Origin of the sequence: Mycobacterium sp. E1715 (genome assembly GCF_001667625.1) — a bacterium.
Lineage (GTDB): Bacteria > Actinomycetota > Actinomycetes > Mycobacteriales > Mycobacteriaceae > Mycobacterium.
The window spans coordinates 17,843-39,730 of the sequence record NZ_LZJJ01000072.1; the positions used below are offsets into that span (position 1 = coordinate 17,843).

At 67.8% G+C, this 21,888-nt stretch carries 18 protein-coding genes and 1 pseudogene; 7 read left to right on the forward strand and 12 right to left on the reverse strand.

Going from position 1 to position 21,888, the window contains the following annotated elements; translation table 11 throughout:
• Positions 1-26: 26 nt before the first annotated feature.
• Genes A9X03_RS04135 through A9X03_RS04145 form a run of 3 tightly spaced genes read right to left on the reverse strand, consistent with a single transcriptional unit; the run spans position 27 to position 4,345 of the window.
• Positions 27-1,856 carry an FAD-binding oxidoreductase gene (locus tag A9X03_RS04135; protein WP_369827177.1) on the reverse strand — a complete coding sequence of 610 codons (1,830 nt, stop codon included), beginning with the start codon at positions 1,854-1,856 and terminating at the stop codon, positions 27-29.
• 10 nt (positions 1,857-1,866) lie between these two features.
• The gene (gene mdlC, locus A9X03_RS04140; protein WP_067752678.1) at positions 1,867-3,480 is read right to left on the reverse strand and encodes a benzoylformate decarboxylase; all 1,614 of its coding nucleotides are present in this window, start codon (positions 3,478-3,480) and stop codon (positions 1,867-1,869) included.
• 37 nt (positions 3,481-3,517) lie between these two features.
• Positions 3,518-4,345 carry an alpha/beta hydrolase gene (locus A9X03_RS04145; RefSeq protein ID WP_082954746.1) on the reverse strand — a complete coding sequence of 276 codons (828 nt, stop codon included), beginning with the start codon at positions 4,343-4,345 and terminating at the stop codon, positions 3,518-3,520.
• A 10-nt stretch (positions 4,346-4,355) separates the two neighbouring features.
• On the opposite strand from A9X03_RS04145, the gene A9X03_RS04150 reads away from it, so the two are divergent.
• Entirely contained in the window at positions 4,356-5,642 is a 1,287-nt protein-coding gene (locus A9X03_RS04150; RefSeq protein ID WP_156670050.1) for a CdaR family transcriptional regulator, read from the forward strand.
• A 330-nt stretch (positions 5,643-5,972) separates the two neighbouring features.
• On the opposite strand, the gene A9X03_RS04155 is transcribed toward A9X03_RS04150, so the two are convergent.
• Complete coding sequence (locus tag A9X03_RS04155; RefSeq protein ID WP_067782203.1) at positions 5,973-6,602, reverse strand: TetR/AcrR family transcriptional regulator; 630 nt, start codon at positions 6,600-6,602, stop codon at positions 5,973-5,975.
• 155 nt (positions 6,603-6,757) lie between these two features.
• On the opposite strand from A9X03_RS04155, the gene A9X03_RS04160 reads away from it, so the two are divergent.
• Complete coding sequence (locus A9X03_RS04160; protein ID WP_067782198.1) at positions 6,758-7,189, forward strand: hypothetical protein; 432 nt, start codon at positions 6,758-6,760, stop codon at positions 7,187-7,189.
• A gap of 50 nt (positions 7,190-7,239) precedes the next feature.
• Complete coding sequence (locus tag A9X03_RS04165; protein WP_197499061.1) at positions 7,240-8,385, forward strand: NADH:flavin oxidoreductase; 1,146 nt, start codon at positions 7,240-7,242, stop codon at positions 8,383-8,385.
• Between the two features lie 21 nt (positions 8,386-8,406).
• Here the strand turns inward: A9X03_RS04165 and A9X03_RS04170 are convergent, their stop codons facing one another.
• Entirely contained in the window at positions 8,407-8,766 is a 360-nt protein-coding gene (locus A9X03_RS04170) for a hypothetical protein (protein ID WP_231968707.1), read from the reverse strand.
• A 98-nt stretch (positions 8,767-8,864) separates the two neighbouring features.
• Between A9X03_RS04170 and A9X03_RS04175 the strand changes: the two genes are divergently transcribed.
• Together A9X03_RS04175 and A9X03_RS04180 are read left to right on the forward strand one after the other, a co-directional pair.
• Entirely contained in the window at positions 8,865-9,350 is a 486-nt protein-coding gene (locus A9X03_RS04175; protein WP_067752746.1) for an SRPBCC family protein, read from the forward strand.
• 92 nt (positions 9,351-9,442) lie between these two features.
• Positions 9,443-9,667: a deoxyribodipyrimidine photolyase gene (locus A9X03_RS04180; protein ID WP_067752684.1), complete on the forward strand. Its 225-nt coding sequence runs from the start codon at positions 9,443-9,445 to the stop codon at positions 9,665-9,667.
• A gap of 2 nt (positions 9,668-9,669) precedes the next feature.
• Here the strand turns inward: A9X03_RS04180 and hisS are convergent, their stop codons facing one another.
• On the reverse strand, positions 9,670-10,941 hold the full coding sequence (gene hisS / locus A9X03_RS04185; protein ID WP_067752690.1) for a histidine--tRNA ligase: 1,272 nt from the start codon (positions 10,939-10,941) through the stop codon (positions 9,670-9,672).
• The gene (locus A9X03_RS04190) at positions 10,938-11,609 is read right to left on the reverse strand and encodes an MBL fold metallo-hydrolase (RefSeq protein WP_067752693.1); all 672 of its coding nucleotides are present in this window, start codon (positions 11,607-11,609) and stop codon (positions 10,938-10,940) included. Before A9X03_RS04190 ends, hisS begins: the two co-directional genes overlap by 4 nt.
• 117 nt (positions 11,610-11,726) lie before the next feature.
• On the opposite strand from A9X03_RS04190, the gene A9X03_RS04195 reads away from it, so the two are divergent.
• Both A9X03_RS04195 and A9X03_RS04200 read left to right on the forward strand, forming a co-directional pair.
• The gene (locus A9X03_RS04195) at positions 11,727-12,626 is read left to right on the forward strand and encodes a peptidylprolyl isomerase (protein WP_067752697.1); all 900 of its coding nucleotides are present in this window, start codon (positions 11,727-11,729) and stop codon (positions 12,624-12,626) included.
• Between the two features lie 70 nt (positions 12,627-12,696).
• Complete coding sequence (locus A9X03_RS04200; protein WP_068259809.1) at positions 12,697-14,481, forward strand: protein kinase; 1,785 nt, start codon at positions 12,697-12,699, stop codon at positions 14,479-14,481.
• Positions 14,482-14,508: 27 nt separating this feature from the next.
• On the opposite strand, the gene A9X03_RS04205 is transcribed toward A9X03_RS04200, so the two are convergent.
• The 5 genes and pseudogenes from A9X03_RS04205 to secD all read right to left on the reverse strand — a co-directional run.
• Positions 14,509-16,902: a bifunctional (p)ppGpp synthetase/guanosine-3',5'-bis(diphosphate) 3'-pyrophosphohydrolase gene (locus A9X03_RS04205; RefSeq protein ID WP_067782869.1), complete on the reverse strand. Its 2,394-nt coding sequence runs from the start codon at positions 16,900-16,902 to the stop codon at positions 14,509-14,511.
• Between the two features lie 41 nt (positions 16,903-16,943).
• Complete coding sequence (locus A9X03_RS04210) at positions 16,944-17,501, reverse strand: adenine phosphoribosyltransferase (protein ID WP_067782872.1); 558 nt, start codon at positions 17,499-17,501, stop codon at positions 16,944-16,946.
• Positions 17,483-19,132, reverse strand: a complete 1,650-nt coding sequence (locus A9X03_RS04215; RefSeq protein WP_068259812.1) for an ABC transporter substrate-binding protein — start codon at positions 19,130-19,132, stop codon at positions 17,483-17,485. Before A9X03_RS04215 ends, A9X03_RS04210 begins: the two co-directional genes overlap by 19 nt.
• Positions 19,133-19,137: 5 nt before the next feature.
• Entirely contained in the window at positions 19,138-20,412 is a 1,275-nt protein-coding gene (secF, locus tag A9X03_RS04220; RefSeq protein ID WP_068259815.1) for a protein translocase subunit SecF, read from the reverse strand.
• 3 nt (positions 20,413-20,415) lie between these two features.
• A pseudogene (gene secD, locus A9X03_RS04225) lies at positions 20,416-21,888 on the reverse strand (protein translocase subunit SecD); the annotation flags it as partial.

The window sequence follows — 21,888 nt, forward strand, 5'->3', positions numbered from 1 at the left end:
TGGCATGCATCTGCCAGGACATCGGTCTACCGTGCGACCGCGATCTTGAAGACAGCGCTGGTGATCGTCCCGAATGCGTTTCCCCCGCCGATGAACAGCCGTTTGGTGTCGTAGCCCGCGACGTCTTTCATGTTCTGGCCGCCGAAGCGGGCAGCGGCGGCACCGTCGGGGAGGACGACCTCGACGCCGAGCAGCCCGTGGCGCACCTCGAGGCGTTCCTGGCCGGTCGCGTTGGCGATCAGTTCGCCGACGGTGCGGTCGAGGCCCTCCATTGGGACGGCCGGGCAGGTCACACCTTGCTCGTGGAGTTTGCGCGACAGGTCGCCGAGGGTGACCGCGGCGCCGACCACCAGGTTCAAGTTGCCGGTGTTGACCTCGACCGTGGTGTCGTCGCCGTCGGCGTGCGGTGCGGTGTTCGGATGACCTTCGAGCGCCGCGCGCACGGCGGCTTCGAACGCAGGCAGCGCGGGTTCTTCTGGTGAGGGTTCGGGCAACATGATGCCGGGGTTGAAGGTGTGCGCGGGATCGAAGACCCGCTTGAGGATGCGTTGCGCGGCGATCTCGACCGGGGTGAAGCGTTTCGTCATGAATTGGATTTTCTCGGTGCCCACCCCGTGCTCGCCGGTGATCGTGCCATCCAGCTTCAATGCCGCTTCGATGATCTCGTTGTTGGCGGCTTCCAAAGCCGCGGGCGCGTCGGGGTTCTCCTTGTCGTAAAAGGTGGTCGGGTGTAGGTCCCCGTCTCCGGCATGTCCGGTCACGGCGATGAACAGCAGGGCGTCCGAGTGTCGTTTGGCGGCGTCCTGGATTGCCTGCTGCATCTCCGGAATGTGTTGGCGCGGAACGGTGACGTCGCCGATGAAGAAGCCTTTGCCGCTGTGCACGACGGCGTCCGGGGCGTGCAGGCGTCCGTACCAGAGCTTGGCGCGGGCGTCGTCATCATCGGCGCGGCGCACCTCGGTGGCGTGTTGTCGCAAAACCTTTTCTACGATCGCGCCGTCGCGGTCGACCTCGGCGGCGGTCCCGTCGACGTCGATGAGCACGATCGCGTCGGCGTCGGTGGGATAGCCGGTGTCGGTGAACTGCTGCAGGCCGTTGATGCCGGCTCGGTCGAGCCATTCGACCGCCGCGGGCACGGTCCCGGTCCGGATGATCGCGGAGATGGTTTCAGCTGCCTCCCGGGCGGTGTCGAAGCTGCCCATCAGGCTGCGAGTGACCGGCGCAATGGGGCGCAACGCGACGGTCGCCTCCGTGAGGATCGCAAGAGTACCTTCCGACCCGATCAGCACCCCGAGCAGATCCGGGCCGTCGTCGGCCGCGCTGAGGTTGATCACGGTGCCATCAGCCAGAACCGCTTCGACGCCGAGGACGTGGTTGTAGGTGACGCCGTACTTGAGAGCGTGTGGCCCACCGGCGTTTTCGATGATGTTGCCGCCGACGCTAGCCAGATGTGCCGATACCGGGTCGGGTGAGAACACCAGTTTGTGTGGGGCTAGCTGCTGTTGCAGATCGAAGTTGATGACACCGGGCTGGACCCGAGCCGTGCGAGCTGCCGGGTTGATGTCGAGGATCTGGTTCATCTGGGTCAGATCGATCACCACGCGGTCCGCGCCGGCCATGACTCCGGCACTGCAGTTCGATGCGCCGGCGCGGGTAACCAACGAAACATGATGTTCAGCAGCAACTTTGACGGCGGCGACGACGTCGTCGCGACTGCGCGGGCGCAACACCAGACCAGGTTGTCGGCCGAAACCCCAGTAATCTTTGGTGTGTTCGGCCAGGGTGGCCTCGTCGGCGGCCACCGCGTCGCGGCCCTGAAGCGCCGCGGCGAACGCCGAAATGATCGTGCCGTCCACCAGAAGTCTCCTAGCTGCCGAATCCCCCGGGCACGGGTGTCGTGCGGGCGTTGATCAGGGTGGGACGGTCGCGGTCGGCGATGCCGGCTTTGACCAGTTCGAATACCTCGTCGGAGCTGTGCGCTTCGTGGGCGTCGACGCCGTAGCTGGCCGCGGTCGCGACGATGTCGAGGCCGGGGATGTCGAGCCCGGGGACGTTCGGGGTCTTTTCCCACACGCCGAACTCTTTGACCACACCGTATTCGGCGTTAGACGCCACCACCACGGTGAGGGGGATGTTGTAGCGCGCCGCGCTCCACAGCGCGGTGATCGCATAGTGGATGGAGCCGTCACCCATGCACGACACGACCGGCCGGTCCGGAGCCGCGACTTGAGCACCGACCGAGGCCGGCAGGCCCCAGCCGAGTCCCCCGCCGGCGGCCGACAGATGTGACCGCGGATTGCCCGGACGGATGCTTTCGGTCATGGTGATCTCGTTGCTGCCCGCTTCGCTGACCCATAGCGTGTCCGCGGGTGCGGCGTGAGCAACAGCGGTCCACAGATCCGCGGGCTTCAGCGGCACCTGCTCCGAAACCCGTTCGGGGACTGCGGCGCGTGGCGCGGGCGCGGAGCGCTGGGTGGGTTTGACCGCCGCCGCCAAGGCCCGAGTGGCGGCGCGAATGTCCGCGACGATCGCGTCACCGACGGGGGCGCGGGCGGCCTCGTCGGGATCGTTGGTGATCTGGATCAAGCGAGCGCCCTCGGGCAGGTACGGCCCGGGCACCAGCGGGTAATAGCGGAACACCGGCGTCCCGATCGTGAGGATCAGGTCGTGGCCCGCGAGCAGCCCGGAGATCCAGCCCGCCCCCGGGGGCAGCGCGCCGTGATAGAGCCGGTGATTCTCCGGGAAGCCGCTCCAGCCGGTCAATGGTGCGGTGTATACCGGCGATTCGGTGCGCTCGGCCAGCTCGATCACCGCGTCATACGCGTCGTAGCGGTCGATATCGCCGCCCACAATGATCGCCGGGGAGGTGGCGGCGTCGAGTTGTGCGCCGACCTGCTCGGCCAGCTCGGTCGGGAAACCGGTTGCGTGGGTCACCGTGCGTTCGCGCACCACCGCGATGTCGGCGAGCTGGCCGTCGGTCAGTTCGATCGGCATGTCGTCCATCGGCAGCGAGACGAACACCGGGCCCATCGGCGGGGTGGTGGCCAGGTGGATGGCCCGGGCCAGCACGGCCGGGGACTCGCTGGCGGTCGCCGGCTCGGCGGCCCACTTCACGAACGGCTTTGGTGTGGTGGTGGGTTCGTGATTGGTCAGCAGGCAGTACTGGTTCTGCATGTTGCGGCGCTGGTTGCCCGCGGTGATGATCAGCGGCGTCTTGTTGACGTAGGCGTTGTAGATCTGGCCTTGCGCGTTACCCATGCCGGGGGCGGTGTGCAGGTTGACCACGGCGGGACGGCGGGTGACTTGCGCGTAGGCGTCGGCCATCCCGACCGGGATCATCTCCTGCAAGCCCAGGAAGTAGCGGAAGTCGTCGGGAAAGTCCTGCAGCAGAGCCAATTCCGAGGAGCCGGGGTTACCGAACCAGGTGGTCAGATTGTGTGAGCGGAACAGGTCGAGGATGGCGTCGCGCACTGTGGTCATGGGTGGCCGTTGCTTTCGTTCGCAGTTGTGAAAGGAGTCAGTCGAGTTCCCCGGGCACGGGGTTCAGCGCCCAGTACAAGGCGAAGTCGGCGACTTCTTCCCATCCCGGTGCGCCGCAAGTGAAGTGGTCTCGCTCAGGGAAGAGCTTGAAGGCGGTGATCGCGGCCGAGTGTTTGGCGTTCTTCGTGTAGTTCTCGTGCTGCACAGCGGGCGGCAGGATGTGGTCGTGGCCGCCGGCGATGAACAGCAGCGGCGCGCGGTCGTCGTTGGCGAAGTTGTACGTGGTGGCCGCGCGGTGTGTGAAGTTGGCCAGGCCGCCCTGGAACAGGATGCGCGCCGGTACTGGAACCGCGTACCGCTCATAGGCACTCGCAGACTCGGCTTCGGTGAGTGTGTTGGTGAACGCGTAATGGAACTGCTCGGGCGTGATGGGCACCGCACGGTGCAGGTTGGCGGGATTCTTCAATACCGGGAATGTAGCCCGCACTTCGGAGAACGGCAGCGCTTTGATGCCTTTGACGGCGGCACCGTCGATGGACACCCCGGCTCGCCCGTAGCCGGCATCGAGCAGGAGCTGCACGAAGGTGCCGCCGAAGGAATGGCCCATCAAAATCGGCGGCTCGGCGAGTTCCTCGATGATCTCGGCGAGATGGTCGAAGACCTCCCGCACCCCGAGGTCCGCCAAGGGTGCGAGGTTCTCGCGCAGCGCGGCGACTCCGGCCGGGCCGGGGGCCACGCCGGGGTAGCCCGGTGTCAGGACCGAGAAACCGCGAGCGCGGTAACGCGCGACCCAGTCCTCCCATGCCAGGGGTGTCATCCACAGGCCGTGGATCAAAACGATGGTCTGATCGGAGGGGGCGTTCACAGCAAGAAGCGTGATCGTTCTGCGTGAACTTCACAATGAACAGCAGCCCAGATTTACGATCACGAAACCTGTGCGGGGGCACAACGGGGCGCGGCGATTTACGATCCGCTACATGTTGCAGCAACGACCGCTGACCGTGCTCACCAATCGCGTACGACAACAGTCGGGCGCAATCGTGACCAAGGTCCTCGCCCGGCTGCGCGCAGAAGTACCCGACTATTTGCCCATCGACGACGACAACGGCGAGACCGTTAGGGGCAACATCGCCGAGTACCTCGACGAGATGCTCGAATGGATCGACCGTGGCACTGACCCCGGCCACCACAGCTTCGATTCCGCCATTCATCACCGCGCCAGCCAAGGTCTGACGCAGTCAAGTCTGTTGCACGCCTACCGCCTCGGCGCGGCGACCATCTGGGACGAGCTCGCACGCCTGGCGGACACCGGGGAAATCGAAAAGGAAGCCCTCATCGCGGCGACACCGTCCATCTTCGCCTGGATGAACGCCAATTCGCTTCGCGCACACGCGGTTTTCCGCGAAATCGACATCCGCAACGCCCGACGCAACGAACAAGTTCGTGCCGCCCTCCTCGATACGGTGCTGTTCAACGAATCCAGCATCGGGGCAGCGTTCTGGGACGCGGTCGCCGCCCTCGGTCTCCCGCGGACGGGACAGCTCACGATCATCTCGGCAACCAGCGCTGAGCCTTCGGTGCAGCATTCACCTCCGGACATCGAGACGCTGATCTCGGCGCAGCCCGCCGTTCAGGACTCGTGGTTTCGTCTCACGTCCCATGCGCAATTGGGGGTCGTATCGCTTCGACGAAACCGCGCGGACGCGCTGGACACCATCGCCGCCACCATCTGCACCGACATCCCCGTCATGATTGGCCTCAGCAGCCCCTTCACCGACATCGCCGACTGCTCAAAAGCCCGCGCTCAGGCTCAAGTCGCCATGTCAGCCTCGTCGAACAGTCGCCCGAGCACCCGCTACAACCGCGACGTCATCGCGGTCTTGCTCGCCAGCTCGCCAGACGCCGCCGCATCCGTGGTGACAACCACACTGGGACCAGTACTCGAGTTGCCAGCCGAACGGCGCGAACCACTCCTCACCACGGTCGACACCTGGCTGCAGCGCGGCCAGTCCGTCTCGGCCACCGCCGACGAACTGCACTGTCACCGCAACACCATCAACTACCGATTGCGCCGATTCGCCGAACTCACCGGACGGCCGCTGGCCGACAATTTCTGGCTGGCCCAAGTCGCAGTGGCGCTGCAAGCTGCACGCACCTGGTAGAGAAACCGCGGTCGATCTGCGGTCTGAAAACTCTTCGGGCGGCTCCACGCCCTTGACGACCGCACATTGCGCTGCAACTAAAACGTCAAGCAGCCCAACGCAACATCGCTCCGGTCACGTTCGCCTCACAGTGGACCACGAGGACCCCTAATCCCAAGCCGCATAGCGACCGACCACCGAACGGATCACCTCATCAGACGCAGCACCGCTCATCGTCGCACGCCTGGCCCGGGCCCAGCTGACATCCGGCAACCGTCCGCGCTCCCACGCGAACCGCGAAACGATCTCGGCGCCAACGGAACCGGCCAAGGCCGGATCCGTCAGGTGATTTCACGGACCGCGACGGAAGGCAGCGACGTGCCCCAGCGCCATGTCCACGGCGAGCTCGACAGGTCGCGCGTTGCGCATCGTCTGCGCCATCAGGAGTCCGCCTTGCAGCGCACTCATGATGGCCAATGCGAGCTCGGCAGGGTCGGCAGCTGCGGAGAGTTCGCCGCTGTCGCGCATCGTCGCCAAACCCGCGGACAGATATGACTGCCACTCGGCGAAGGCTTGCGCAAGCTCCCGGCGCGCCGAATCCGACCGCTCGGCAAGCTCACCCACGAGCGAGCCCAACGGACAACCCCCGACGCCTTGCGTCGCGCGGGTCATGGCCACGACGTGGTCGCACCACCGCTGCAGACCCTCCCAGGACGACACGTCGCCCAGATTGGGCTGCTGTGCCGCGATGATGTCGCCGAGTTGGGTCTTCACAACCTCGCGGATGAGGGCGTCCTTATTGGCGAAGTAGTGGTATAGCTGCGACTTGCTTGTGCCGGTCGCCGCCATCACGTCGTCCAGACTCGTCCCGGCGACGCCTTGCCCGCGGACGAGCGATGCCGCGGCGGCGACGATGCGGGCCCTGGTCGCGGCACCGCGAGTCGTCAGGCGCCCGGCGCCGGGGCGCTCCTCTGATGACATGCGCGAAGTGTAAAGCGGATTGGACTTGATAGTCCATTTTGGCTTCAGCACAATTTTCGCGTGGACTGCCCGACCCGCGAACAAGGCGACATGCCCCCGCACCGAACCGCTCCCGACGCCGGTCGCGGCGGGGTCCACCCTGCGAGGGAGGAATCATGACGCCGATATCGGATAACAAGGCCGTGAAATATAATTCGATGTTCCTGGGTTCGACGATGTTCTTGTTTGGGTTCTTGAAGTTCTTCGACCCATTTCGTTCGTGGTTCGACGTCCAGATCACAAAAAGCGGGCTGCCGCGACTCTGCATTCCCATGGGTATCGCCGGGGAGATATCCATCGGGCTGGGCCTGCTTTCGGCCGCCCGCGTCGGGCGGGAGACCTCGAATCTCGTCGGCCCGATCGCGTCCGCCGCCTCGGCCGGGCTGATCGCCAACATGGCGGGCGCCACCTATGTGCACGTGCACCCGGAGGTGCCCGCCAATGTCCTCCCGCTCAAAGTAAAGCCTCCCATCATCCCCCTGGTTTTCATGCTGTTGGCCGCCGTGAATCTCGTTCAGCTTCGTCGAGACCATGGGCAGCGCTCCTGACGGTAGCGCCCATCACGACCCCGTATTACCGACACGTAAATGGATGACCTGTGCCCGACCGAATTCGCCCACCACATCAGACGCTCTTCCAGGCGGCAACCATCGGCAACGTCGCCCTCACCAACCGGGTCGCGCTGGCGCCCATGACGCGAGTGAGCGCGACGGCCGACGGCGTGCCCACCGACCGGATCGCGTCCTACTACCGCATTTTCGCCGAGGGCGGCTTCGCGCTGTTGATCACCGAAGGGCTTTACATCGACGATCAGACCAGCCAGGGGTACCTGTTCCAGCCGGGCATCGCGAACGCAGCTCACGCGGCCGGCTGGCGACCGGTCATCGACGGCGTGCACAACTGCGGGGCCAAATTTTTCGCCCAGCTCATGCACGCCGGCAGCCAGTCGCAAGGCAACCCGCACACGCCGATCACCTGGGGGCCGTCCGCAGTTCGGCCGAAAGGCGATCAGCTGCCCATGTACCGGGGTGCGGGTCCGTTCAAGATTCCCCAAGCGATGACCGCCGAGCACATCAACCAAGTCCGCGGGGCGTTCGTGAATGCGGCGCGGCAGGCGCGCGACGCCGGGTTCGACGGCGTGGAGATCCACGGAGCCAACGGCTATCTGCTCGACGAATTTCTCACCGACTATCTGAATACGCGCACCGACGAGTACGGCGGCGATACCGCCGGTCGGGTACGCCTGGCGGCCGAGGTCTGCCACGACGTCGCGTCGGCCGTCGGTGACGACATCGCCGTCGGCATCCGGATCTCCCAGGGAAAGGTCTCCGACAACCACCATCGGTGGGCCGGCGACGAGGAGGACGCGGCCGTCATCTTCGGCACGCTGGGCGAGACCGGCATCGACTACATCCACACCACCGAATATCGCGCGCTGGCACCAGCATTCGCCGGAAGCGACAGCTCGCTCGCGCAGCTGGCAAAGCAATTCAGCAAGCTGCCGGTAATCGCCAACGGCCATCTGGACGACCCGCGCGACGCCGCCGCCATCATCGACTCGGGCGCCGCCGATGTGGTCGCCCTGGCCAAACCGGCGCTTGCCAACCGCGACTGGCCTCATCGAGTCCTACGCGGCAAGCCGTTATCGCCCGACGTGCCAACCGATCTCTTCGGTCCCGTCGCCAACCTCAAAGACTGGGAAGTCGTCGGCGCGGACGACGAACGGGTGCCCGGTGCGAGATGACATGGTCTCGGGCGCGGCGGTTCAGAGGACGGCGTCGGCGAGGCGATCCACCTGGTCGAGCGCCGCGACGCTGGGATGGAACACCAGCCCATCGAAACCGAGGTCGCGGTAGGCGCGCACGGTGGCCGCCGCGTCCTGCGGGGTGGTCACCATGTCGGCGACGTTGAGCGCTGCGTAGTCCGGTTTGAATCCGTAGTAGCGCCGCAGATGCTCCCGGCCGAGCCCGACGGTGTCCTCATCGCCGAACGCGAAGTTCACGCTGGCGTGCAGCCGCGGCTGCCCTGACCGGCCCGCCTCCCGCCACGCCGCGCGTGCCCGATCGGCGAATGACGCCTGATTGCCGTAGTCGCGCAGGGCGCACGGACGGCTGATGAACCCCACCCCATCGCGCGCTCCGCGCGGATCGGCGTCGGCGCGCGGCAGCCGAGTCGTAGAGTGAGCGACGATCGTGTCGTATCCACGACGGCTGCGAGGAAATGATGACCGAACGCATCGAGGTTCAGCGCACGATTGCGGCCCCGCCGGCGGACATTTTCGCCGTGCTGTGTGACCCGCAGGGCCACGTCGCGATCGACTCGTCCGGAATGCTTCAGGACGCGGAGGGCGCCCCGGTAAACGGTGTCGGCGACCAATTCGTCGTCCACATGGACCGCGAGGCCTTGAACGATTTTCCGCAATTCGGCAAATATGACGTCACCGTCGACATCAAGGAATTCGAGCGGGACCGCCTGATCGCGTGGACGGTCCTCGGCCAGATTCAGCCGCCGATCGGCCACGTTTACGGCTACGAACTGCACCCGACCGAAGACGGCTCGGCCACCGTGGTCACCTCGTTCTACGACTGGTCGAACATCGACCCGAAGTGGCGCGAAGCCGGGATTTTCCCGATTCTGTCCGAAGGCGCATTGCGGGCCACCCTGGGCATTCTGGATCGCACGGTCCGGCGCGGTTATCCGCGCGGATAACCGCCTTTCCGGTTTAGCGCATAAAACAGGCCGCGGTTTTATCCCGCATTCGGGCGGGTATCAAGACAGGGCCCCTCACGAAAGGACCTGACATGTTGCATTCGGTGATCCTGGCGAGTTCGGACCCGGTCGCCGCGGGCTTTATCCTCCGCGGCATCAAGGGAATTTTCGTCGCCATCGGCAGCGTCATCGCCGCAATTGTGTGCGGATTAATCGCAATGATGAAGGGACGCAACCCGCTGGGCTGGGGAATTCTCGGGCTGTTTTTCTCGATCCTCACCCTGATCGTCGTCATCGTCATTCCGAGCAAGAAATAGCACTACCGCCCGAGTCGCGAAAGAACTTCGGCGACAACCGAATCGGCGGGCACTGAAACCTGCTCGCCCGTCGCGAGGTCCTTCACCCCGACCGTGCCCGCGTCGATGTCGCGGTCGCCGAGCACGAGCGCAACACGGGCGCCCGAACGGTCGGCCGCGCGCATCGCGCCCTTGAGACCCCGGTCGCCGTAGGCCATGTCGACGCGGGCCCCGCCGGCACGCAGCCGCGCGGCCAGCACCGCCAGCTTCAGCTTGGCCTGCTCGCTCAGCGGCACCCCGAACACCTCGCAGCGCGCGGTCTCCCCCACGCTCTTGCCCTCGGCGCGCAGCGCCAGCAGCGTGCGGTCCACGCCGAGCCCGAACCCGATCCCGGACAGGTCCTGGCCGCCGAGCTCGCGCATCAGGCCGTCGTAGCGGCCGCCGCCGCCGATGCCCGATTGCGCACCCAGCCCGTCGTGCACGAACTCGAAGGTGGTCTTCGTGTAGTAGTCCAGGCCGCGCACCATGCGCGGGTTGATAACGTACGGCACGCCGAGCGCGTCCAGGTGGGCCAGCACGGTGTCGAAGTGCTGCTTGGCGACGTCGGACAGGTGGTCGAGCAACACCGGCGCGCCGGCCGTCATGGCCCGCACCGCGGGGCGCTTGTCGTCGAGCACCCGCAGCGGGTTGATCTCGGCGCGCCTGCGGGTTTCGTCGTCGAGGTCCAGCCCGAACAGGAACTCCTGCAACAGTTCCCGATATTGCGGGCGGCAGCTGTCGTCGCCCAGCGAGGTGATCTCCAGGCGGAACCCGTCGAGCCCCAGCGACCGGAAGCCGGCGTCGGCGACCGCGATCACCTCGGCGTCCAGCGCAGGGTCGTCGACGCCGATCGCCTCCACGCCCACCTGTTGCAGCTGCCGATAGCGGCCGGCCTGCGGACGCTCGTAGCGAAAAAACGGCCCCGCGTAACAGAGTTTGACCGGCAACGCTCCGCGGTCCAGCCCATGCTCGATCACCGCGCGCACCACCCCCGCGGTGCCCTCGGGCCGCAATGTCACCGAGCGGTCGCCGCGGTCGGCGAACGTGTACATCTCCTTGGACACCACGTCGGTGGATTCCCCGACGCCGCGGGCGAACAGCGCGGTGTCCTCGAAGATGGGCAGCTCGATGTCGCCGTAGCCGGCCCGGCGAGCGGCGGTCAGCAACCCGTCGCGCACCGCCACGAACTGGGCCGACTCGGGCGGCACGTAGTCGGGCACCCCCTTGGGCCCGGAAAACGACGAGAACTCGGTCACGGGCTCAGGCCTTCGATGAACGGGTTGAAGCGGCGCTCGGCGCCGATACTGGTGGCGTTGCCGTGCCCGGGCAGCACCACCGTGTCGTCATCGAGCACCAGCAGTTTGGTCACGATCGAGGTCAGCAGGTCGCGGCCGCTGCCGCCGTGCAGGTCGGTGCGCCCCACCGAGCGTTCGAACAGGGTGTCGCCGGTGAACACATAGTCTTTGTCGTCCTTGTCGGACGACACCCGGAAGACCACCGACCCGCGGGTGTGCCCCGGGGTGTGGTCGACGTTGACGGTCACGCTGCCCAGGTCGAGCTTGTCGCCGTCGCGGTCCAGCTCGACGACCTGCTTGGGTTCGCGGAAGAAGGCGCCCGCCACCAGCTGGGCCACCCGCGGGCCCAGGCCGTAGATCGGGTCTTTCAGCATGAACCGGTCCTCGGGGTGGATGAAGGTCGGGCAGCCGTAGGTGTCGGACACCTTCTGCGCCGACCACATGTGGTCGATGTGCCCGTGGGTCAGCAAGACCGCGGCCGGGGTCAGCCGGTTCTCGTCGAGGATGCGCCGCAACGGGCCCATCACCCGTTGCCCCGGATCCACGATGACGGCGTCCGTTCCCGGCCGCTCAGCCAGCACATAGCAGTTGCACTGCAACATGCCGGCGGGAAATCCGGTGATCAACACGGTTCCCAGTTTCCCACGGGCCCCACTTGACACCGGTCGCGGCGCCCACATTAGCCTGAGCTGGCCACCGACGCCTTTTGCGGGCCCCCGACCTACCGACCATGGAGGCATACGGCCGTGCCGACCAACGAACAGCGACGTGCCAACGCCAAGCGCAAGCTCGAACGGCAGCTGGAGCGCCGCGCGAAGCAAGCCAAGATGCGCCGGATCGTGGTGATCGCCGCCGGCTCGCTGGTGGCCGTCGCCGTGGTCGTCGCGGTGGTGCTCGCCGTGATCAACACCAAGCACGAGCACAAGAGCAACAGCGCGGCCAGCTCCACCACCTCGGCCCCCAGCAGCTCCCCGGAGACCACCACGCCCGCCGGGCCGACGCCGCCCGTCCCGCCGTTGCCGGCGTTCAAGCCGTCGGCCGACCTCGGCGCCAACTGCCAGTACCCGGCGTCACCGGAACCGGCCGCCAAGCAGGTCAAGCCGCCGCGCACCGGCAAGGTGCCAACCGACCCGGCCCAGGTGAGCGCCAGCATGGTGACCAACCAGGGCCGGATCGGGCTCATGCTGGCCAACAACGAATCCCCTTGCACGGTAAACAGTTTCGCGAGCCTGATCGGTCAGAAATACTTCGACAACACCAAGTGCCACCGGCTGACCACGTCCGCGGACCTGGGCGTCCTGCAATGCGGTGATCCCAAGGGCGACGGCACCGGCGGCCCGGGCTACCAGTTCGCCAACGAATATCCGACCGACCAGTACCCGCCGAACGACCCGAAGGCGCAGCAGCCCGTCCTCTACCCGCGCGGCACCCTGGCGATGGCCAACGCCGGGCCCGGCACCAACGGCAGCCAGTTCTTCATGGTGTACAAGGACTCCCAGCTGCCGCCCCAGTACACCGTCTTCGGCACCATTCAGCCCGACGGGCTGGCGACGCTGGACAAGATCGCCAAAGCCGGCGTGGCCGGCGGCGGCGAGGATGGCGCCCCGGCCTCCGAAGTCACCATCACCTCGCTGTTGCTCGACTAAAGCCAAGCAGCACAACGCCGATTGGCGAGATCGCGCGACCCGCGGGCGGTCCACCGCTTAAGGTCGTGGCGTGGGGTCAGAATCCTTCGGGCATTACCAATTGCTGGACGTGCTTGGGCGTGGCGGCATGGGCGAGGTGTACCGCGCCTACGACGCCGCCACCGACCGGGTCGTCGCCCTCAAGGTGTTGCCGCCGAACATGGCGGAGGATCAGGAGTTTCAGCAACGATTCCGCCGGGAGGCGCGCATCGCGGCGAGCCTGAACGACCCGCATGTGGTGCCCATCCACAGTTACGGGGAGATCGACGGACGGCTCTATGTCGACATGCGGCTGATCGAGGGCCGCGACCTGTTGCAGTACATCGCCGAAAACGGTGGACGCCTGTCGCCCGAGCGCGCGGTCGCGGTGGTCGAACAGGTGGCCGCGGCGCTCGACAGCGCCCACCAGGCCGGGCTGGTCCATCGCGACATCAAACCGAAGAACATCTTGGTCACCAAGGCGCGGGACTTCGTCTACCTGATCGACTTCGGCATCGCCCGCACGCTGGCCGACACGTCGCTCACGCAGACCGGTCACACGATGGGCACCGTCGCCTACATGGCGCCCGAGCGATTCAGGGGCGCAACGGATCACCGCGCCGACGTGTATTCGTTGGCCTGCGTGCTGCACGAGTGCCTGACCGGCAAGCGCCCCTACGCCGGCGAGAGCCTCGAGGAGCAACTCAACGCGCACCTCAACACGCCGCCGCCGCGGCCGTCGGCAACCGTGGCCGGCGTCTCCCCGGCCCTCGACGCCGTGGTCGCCCGCGGGATGGCCAAAGACGTTGAACAGCGCTATCAGTCGGCGATGGAACTTGCCGAGGCCGCCAGGGCCGCGTTGGCCGCCCCGGCCGGGACCGCGGCATGGAATCCGCCGCAGGCGCCGGCCGCGCCGCCGCCTCCGACCGCCGGGCCGCCCACGCAGGACTACCCCCCGACCGGCCCCAGTCCGGACCCGCAGCCGGCGTATCGCGCCCCCACCCACTCCCGGCGTCTGCTGCTGGGCATCGTCGGCGCGTCCACGCTGGCGCTGGCCGCGGTGGTGGCGCTGGTCATCGCGCTGGTCACCCAGAACGACGGCTCCGCCAACGGCGCGGCGTCCACCAGCGCGTCCCGCGCCCGGGTGCCCGGCCGGCCGGGATCAACCTCCGGTCCGACCGGGCAGGCCATGACGACGGTGCCCCCGTTGCCGGCGTTCGCGCCGCCGGCCGATCCGGGCGCCAACTGCCAGTACCCCAGCGCAGCGGACACCATCGTCAAACCCGTCAGCCCACCCCCGTCCGGGAGGGTCTCCACCGAACCCGCGGAAATCCCGGCCACCATCTCCACCAACTTCGGTGACATCGGCATCCAGCTTGCCAACTCCGAATCCCCCTGCGCGGTAAACAGTTTCGTCAGCCTGGCCAAGCAGCAGTTCTTCGACAACACCCAATGCGCCCGGCTGATCAACTCCACCGACGGCGGATCGCTGCTGTGCGGCGGTCCCGAGTCCGACGGCTCCGGCGGCCCCGGCTACCAATTCGCCGACGAGTACCCGACCAACCAATACCCGGCCGGGGACCCCGGCCTCCGGGCGACCGTGCTCTATCCGCGCGGCACCGTGATCATGGCCGTCGACGGGCCGAACACCAACGGCAGCCAGTTCTCCCTCGTTTTCCGGGACTCCGAAATGCAGCCGACGAGCACCGTGCTCGGCACCATCAGCCAGGCCGGTCTTGCGGTCGTGGACAAGGTCGCCGAGGCCGGCATCGCCGGCAATCGGCAGAGTGGCGCCCCCACCAACCCGGTCACCATCAACTCCGTGCGCATCGGCTGACAGGACTCGCGGCGGGGCGCGCGCCCCTTACGCCGCGGATGTCACGCGGTAGACGTCGAAGACGCCTTCGACGTTGCGCACCACGTTGAGCAGGTGGCCCAGGTGTTTGGGGTCGCCCATCTCGAAGGTGAACCGGCTGATCGCCACGCGGTCACCGGAGGTGGTGACCGACGCCGACAGGATGTTGACCTTCTCGTCGGCCAGCACCCGCGTGACGTCGGAGAGCAACCGGTGCCGGTCGAGCGCCTCGACCTGGATGGCCACCAGGAACACCGACGACGGCGACGGCGCCCAGTGCACCTCGATGATCCGCTCGGACTGCTGTTGCAGCGACGCCGCATTGGTGCAGTCGGTGCGGTGCACGCTCACTCCCCCACCGCGCGTGACGAACCCCATGATCTGGTCGCCCGGCACCGGCGTGCAGCACTTGGCCAGCTTGGACAGCACCCCCGGGGCGCCGGGGACCGAGACGCCGACGTCGTCGCTGCTGCGCGGGCGGCGCAGCATGGTCGTCGGCGTGGACCGCTCGGCCAGATCCTCTTCGGCCTGGTCGATCCCGCCGAGCTCGGCGAGCAGCCGCTGCACCACGTGCCGGGCCGACACGTGGCCCTCGCCGATCGCGGTGTAGAGCGCGGACACGTCGGTGTAGTGCAATTCGCGGGCGACCGCCGCCATGGATTCGCCATTGACCAAGCGCTGCAAGGGAAGTCCGCCCCGGCGCACCTCGCGCGCCATCGCCTCCTTGCCGGCTTCCAACGCCTCCTCACGCCGCTCCTTGGCGAACCACTGCCGGATCTTCGCCTTGGCGCGCGGCGACACCACGAACTGCTGCCAGTCCCGCGACGGGCCGGCGTTGGGCGCCTTCGACGTGAAGACCTCGACGACCTCGCCGTTTTCCAGCTTGCGCTCCAGCGCCACCAGCCGGCCGTTGACCCGCGCCCCGATGCAGCGGTGACCGACCTCGGTGTGCACGGCGTAGGCGAAGTCCACCGGCGTCGACCCGTTGGGCAGGGTGATCACATCACCCTTGGGGGTGAACACGAAGATCTCTTGCACCGCAAGGTCGTAACGCAACGACTCCAGGAACTCGCCGGGGTCGGCGGCCTCCCGCTGCCAGTCGAGCAGCTGGCGCATCCAGGCCATGTCGTCGATCTCGGCGGCGGCGTGCGGGTGCGGAACGCCGTTGCGGCCCTTGGCTTCCTTGTAGCGCCAGTGCGCGGCGATGCCGTATTCGGCGGTGCGGTGCATGTCCCGGGTGCGGATCTGCACCTCCAGCGGCTTGCCCTCGGGCCCGACGACGGTGGTGTGCAGCGACTGGTAGACGCCGTATCGCGGCTGGGCGATGTAGTCCTTGAATCGGCCCGCCATCGGCTGCCACAGCGAATGCACCACGCCGACAGCGGCATAGCAGTCCCGGATCTCGTCGCACAGGATGCGGATGCCGACCAGGTCGTGGATGTCGTCGAAGTCCCGTCCCTTGACGATCATCTTCTGGTAGATGGACCAGTAGTGCTTGGGCCGCCCCTCCACGACAGCCTTGATCTTCGAGGCGCCCAGGGTGTTGGTGATCTCGGCGCGGACCTTGGCCAGGTAGGTGTCCCGCGACGGGGCGCGGCCGGCGACCAGCCGGACGATCTCGTCGTACTTCTTCGGGTGCAGGATCGCAAACGACAGGTCTTCCAATTCCCACTTGACGCTCGCCATGCCCAGCCGGTGAGCAAGGGGCGCAATGACTTCCAGCGTCTCGCGGGCCTTGCGGGCCTGCTTCTCCGGCGGCAGGAAGCGCATGGTGCGCATGTTGTGCAGCCGGTCGGCGACCTTGATCACCAGCACCCGGGGGTCGCGGGCCATCGCGGTGATCATCTTGCGGATGGTCTCGCCCTCGGCCGCGGTGCCCAGCACCACCCGATCCAGCTTGGTCACGCCGTCCACGAGGTGCGCCACCTCGTCGCCGAACTCCTCGGACATCTGCTCGAGCGTGTAGCCGGTGTCCTCAATGGTGTCGTGCAGCAGCGCGGCCACCAAAGTCGTGGTGTCCATGCCCAATTCGGCGAGGATGTTCGCGACGGCCAGCGGGTGGGTGATGTAGGGGTCGCCGGAGTGGCGCAACTGCGTGGCGTGCCGCTCGTCGGCGACCTCGAACGCGCGCTGCAGCAGCGACAGGTTCGCCTTCGGATAGATCTCGCGGTGCACCGCCACGAGCGGTTCCAGCACCGGGTTGAGCGTGGTGCGCTGGGAGGTCATCCGGCGGGCCAGCCTGGCCCGCACCCGGCGCGACGCGCTGCTGGACGTCTTCAGCGTCTCGGTCGGCTGCTCCGGCGGCTCGGCTGCCTGGGCCGTGACCGCCTCCCCGACCAGCAGGGACTCCGCGACGTCAGTGGGCGCGTCAAGCGCCTGCGCCGCGCTCTTCTCGTCCGCCACGGTGTCACCTCCGACCTCGAGGATATCGCGCGGTTGGCCTGCTAGACCCGACTCAGGCTGTGCACGGGCAGGTCCGCGACCGCCCGACGGCCCCCGAGCGCGGCCAATTCGAGGACCACCGCCGCCGCGATCACCGTGGCGCCGGTGCGTTCCAGCAGCCGGGCGGCCGCGGCCAGGGTGCCCCCGGTGGCCAGCACGTCGTCGATGATCACCACGTGGCGTCCCCGTAAGTCGATGCCGTCCGCGGGGATCTCCAGCGTGGCGCTGCCGTACTCCAGGTCGTAGTGCTCGGCGTGCACCGGCGGGGGCAGCTTTCCGCCCTTGCGGATGGCAAGCACGCCCGTGCGCAGGCGGTCGGCGACGGCCGCCGCGGCCAGGAACCCGCGGGAGTCGATCCCGGCCACCAGGTCGGCGCCGGACGCGATCTCGGCCAGCGCGTCGGTGACCGCCGTCAGCCCCCGCGGGTCGGCGAACAACGGGGTGAGGTCCTTGAACTGGACCCCCGGCTTGGGGAAGTCCGAGACCTCGCGCAGCAGCGAGGCGATGACGTCCGCCACCGACGAGGTCCCGCCGACGCTCGTCACTGCACCAGCGCCCATCGATCCATGTTCCAGCCCGCGCCCCAGCGCGTCGGGTTCTTGCTCACCGCGTACATCTTCTTCGACATCAGGAGCGTGCGTTGCTGCCGGTAGAGGGGCAACGTGGGCATGTCGCCCCACAGTACCGGCGCCGCCTCACCCAGCAGCCGGACGCGTTCGGCGGGGTCGGCCGACACCGCCAGCGCCCCGATGGCGCTGTCGATCTGCGGGTTCGAGTAGCCGGACAGGTTGTTGCCGTTGCCGCTGTGCAGGTCGTAGGCGTCCATCGCCGACGACCCCGTCGACCCGCTGCCGGTGGCGCCGCCGGTGCTGGCCAGCAGCACGTCGATCTTCCCGTCCTTGAGGGCCTGCGGCCCGGAGGTGTCCAGGGCGACGTTGACGACGGTGATACCGGCCGCGGCGCAGGATTTGGTGATCACCCCGACGTTGACCGCGAGCCGCGCGTTGGGCCCCGGATAGCCGATCCGCACCGTCGTCGGCGCGCCGCCGAGCGCGGCGCGGGCGGCGGCGGGGTCGGCCTTGGCGAACTGGGCGGCCTCGGCGGCGCCGTCGCCGGCAGTGGCGGGGTCGTCGGCGGCGGGGTTGAGGCGCGAATTGGCGATCGGCACCCCCGCGTCGCGTGCGAGGGTGTCGCGGGGCGTGCACAGCGCGAGCGCGCGCCGGGCCTTGGGCTGCGAGAGCGGACCCTGCGGGGCGAAGATCAATTGCTCGATGCCGGCCGACGGCGAATCGGCGCGAACGTAGTTGTCCGGGGTTGTCAGCGTTCCCGACGAGCCCGCCGCCACGTCGACGACGTCGACGCTGCGGTTGTTGACACGGTCCTGGATGTCGGGGCCCTGCGGCCACACGGTGATGCGCTTGGTGATGGCCTTGGGACCCCACCAGCGGTCGTTGGCGACGAGCACCACCGCGCCGCCGTCCAGGACGCGTTCGATCTTGTACGGGCCCGACGACGGGAAGTTCTTGAGGTCCAGCCCGGGCTTGAGGTCCCAGATGGTGTTCCATAGCCTGGCGATCTGCTGGACCAGCTGGGTGTTGTTGCTCAGCAGCGCGGCGGTCACGTCGATGTGCAGCTGGTCGGCGATGACGTGCGACGGCATCAGCGTGGTGGCGGTGAACAGCTGGTTGTAGTCGACGACGCCGCGGTCCGGGATGAACGACACCCGGGCCTTCTTCTGCCCGGGCAGGCACTCGACGTTGGCGATGTCGAGGTAGCCGGCCTGGGTGGCGGCGTTGAAGTCCGGGTACCGGCCGGACTGGGCGGCCCACGCCAGCACCAGGTCGTCGCAGGTGACCGGCTTGCCGTCGGAGTACACCGCGTTGTCGGCGATCTGGTAGTCGAGAACCAACGGCGAGCCGCCCACAACCGACACCGTGCCGAAGTCACGGTCGGCGACAGTCTGCCCGTCCGGGCCGTGGTAGCTGAAGCCGGCGAGCGTGCGGGCGAAGGCCTGCGCGCCTGCGGACGCCGCGCCGACGACGGTGTTGGTGTTGTAGGTGACCAGCCGCCCGTCGACCACGTAGTCGATCTGGGAGGCGGCGCTGCCCGAGCACGCGGCCAGCGTGACGGCCGCGACGAGCATTGCGGCCAAACCGATAGCGCCCCCAGCGAGGCGATACCTGGCGGCCATGGCGACTACCGCCGGCCGGCGTTTCGCTTGCCGCTCGGACGCCGGGTCCCGGTCGGGCGCGCCGGGCGCGCCCCCGGCGCCGGCTTGCTCGGTGCGGGCTTGTCGGACGGCGCGGACGCGGTGCTCGCCGTCGACGCCGAGTCGTCCTCGGCGGCCTTCGGCTCCTCCGCGGCCTTGGTCTCCTCCGCGGGTTCGGCGCCGCCCTTGCGGCGGCGCGTGACGCGGCGGGTGTGCGTGCGCACCAGCTCCGTGCGCTCGCGCAGTGTGACCAGCAGCGGGGTGGCGAAGAAGATCGACGAGTAGGTGCCGACGATGATGCCGACCAGCTGGACCAGCGCCAGGTCCTTGAGCGTGCCGACGCCCAACAGCCACACCGCCACCACCATCAGCGCCAGCACCGGCAGCACACCGATCAGGCTGGTGTTGATCGAGCGCATGAATGTCTGGTTGATCGCCAGGTTGGCCTGCTCGGCGAACGTGCGGCGGGTGGTGTGCTGGAAGCCGTGGGTGTTCTCCTCGACCTTGTCGAACACGATCACGGTGTCGTAGAGGGAGAAACCGAGGATCGTCAGCAGGCCGATGACGGTGGCCGGGGTGACTTCGAAACCGACCAGCGAGTACACCCCCGCGGTGACGGTCAGGTCGAAAACCATCGTCGTCAGCGCGGAGACGGCCATGTACCGCTCGTATCGGACCGTGATGTACAGGCTGACCAACGCCAGGAACACCACCAGCGCGATCAGCGCCTTGTTGGTGATCTGGTCACCCCAGGTCTCCGACACCGCCGCGTCGCTGATGGCCTGCTTGCTGGGCTTACCGTCGGCGCCCTTGGGCTGGAAGGCATCGAACAGGGCGTTGCGCAGCTTGGCCGTCTGGTCGTTGGTCAGCGTTTCGGAGCGGATCTGCACGGTCGCGGACCCGCCGTTGCCGACGATCACCACCGACTCCGGATCCCGGCCGATGGTTTTCCTGAAGACGTCGGACACCTGCGACGTCTGGACGGTGCCGCGCGGGAAGGACACCGTAGTGCCACCCTTGAAATCGATGCCGAAGGTGAAGCCCCGCAACAGGATCGACAGTATCGCCACCGCGACGATCGCCCCGCTGATCCCGTACCACAGGCGGCGGCGGCCGATCACCTCGAACGCGCCGGTGCCGGTGTAGAGCCGCGAGATGAAGCCGTGCCGCGGCTCGCCGGCGCCGCCGTCGGTCGATTGCGCGGCGTCGCCGGTGGACTCGGTGATCTCGGTCGCGTCCTTGGATGCCTTTGAGGCACTCATGGGCTATCCCCGTCCCGTCTTCACTTGCGACGAAGCCCGGCGTTCGCGGGCGACCTGCTGAACGGCCCCCAGGCCGTTGTATGCCGGTTTGGCCAACGTCGGCGACTTGGACGCCAGGTAGATCATCGGCCAGGTCACCAGGAACACCACCACGACGTCGAGGATCGTGGTGAGCCCCAACGTGAAGGCGAATCCCCTCACCTGGCCGATCGCGAGGGCGTACAGCACCGCGGCGGCCAGGAACGTGACGGCGTTGCCCGACACGATCGTCTTGCGGGCCCGCACCCAACCCCGGGGCACCGCCGACCGAAACGATCGGCCCTCGCGGATCTCGTCTTTGATGCGCTCGAAGAACACCACGAACGAGTCCGCCGTAGTGCCGATACCGATGATCAGACCGGCGATACCGGCGAGGTCCAAGGTGTAGTTGATCTGCCGGCCCAGGATCACCAGTATCGCGAAAACCATTGCGCCGGACGCGATCAACGACAGGGCCGTCAGCAGGCCCAGCACCCGGTAGTACAGCAGCGAATACAGCAACACCAGGACCAGCCCGATGGCACCCGCGATCAGCCCCGCCCGCAACGAGGTCAATCCCAGTGTCGCCGAGACGGTTTGGGCCTCCGACGCTTCGAAGGACAGCGGCAGCGAGCCATACTTGAGGACGTTGGCCAGCTGCTTGGCGGTCGCGGCCGTGAACGGCGGGTCGCCGCCGGTGATCTGCGTCCGGCCGCCGGGGATGGCTTCCTGGATCATCGGCGCGCTGACGACCTGGGAATCCAGCGTGAAGGCGGTCTGGGTGCCGATGTGGGCGGCGGTGAAGTCGGCCCAGGTGTTGGCGGCCGCCGGCTTGAACTGCACGTCCACCACGTAGCCGATGCCGCGCTGGTTCATCCCCGAGGTGGCGTCCTGAATCTGGTCGCCGCTGATGATCGACGGCGCCAGCAGGTACGCCACCTTGTGGTCGGTCGAGCAGGTCACCAGGGGCAGGTTCGGGTCGTCGTTGCCGGCGAGGATGTCCTCTTTGTCGCAACGGGTCGCCTGGAATTGCAGCGCCAGGAACTGGACGCCCTGGCGGGTGCTCTGCCGCCACTTCTTCTCATCGGCGATGCGATCGGCGAGCTCCTTGCGCGGGTCCGGGGGCGCGGGCTGCTCGGCCGGCGGCACGTCGGCCGGTGGCGCGTTCCCCGCGGGCGCGCGCGTCAACGGGCTGGGCGTCTCCGGTTCGGAGGTCGTGGTCGACGGCGACAACCTGGTGATCACCGTGCCCGGCAACGACGGCAACGAGGCCCGCAACCTGGGGCAGACCGCTCGTCTCTACATCCGCCCGGTGCTGAACTCGATGCCGGCGCAGGAGCTCCAGCCCAAGCCCGCGCCGCAGGCGCCCCCGCCCGGGCAGGCGCCGCCGTACATGAGAGGCCGGGCGGGGACGCGCCGGATAGGCTTGAGTCGCGACGTGACAGGCGCGCCGCGGTG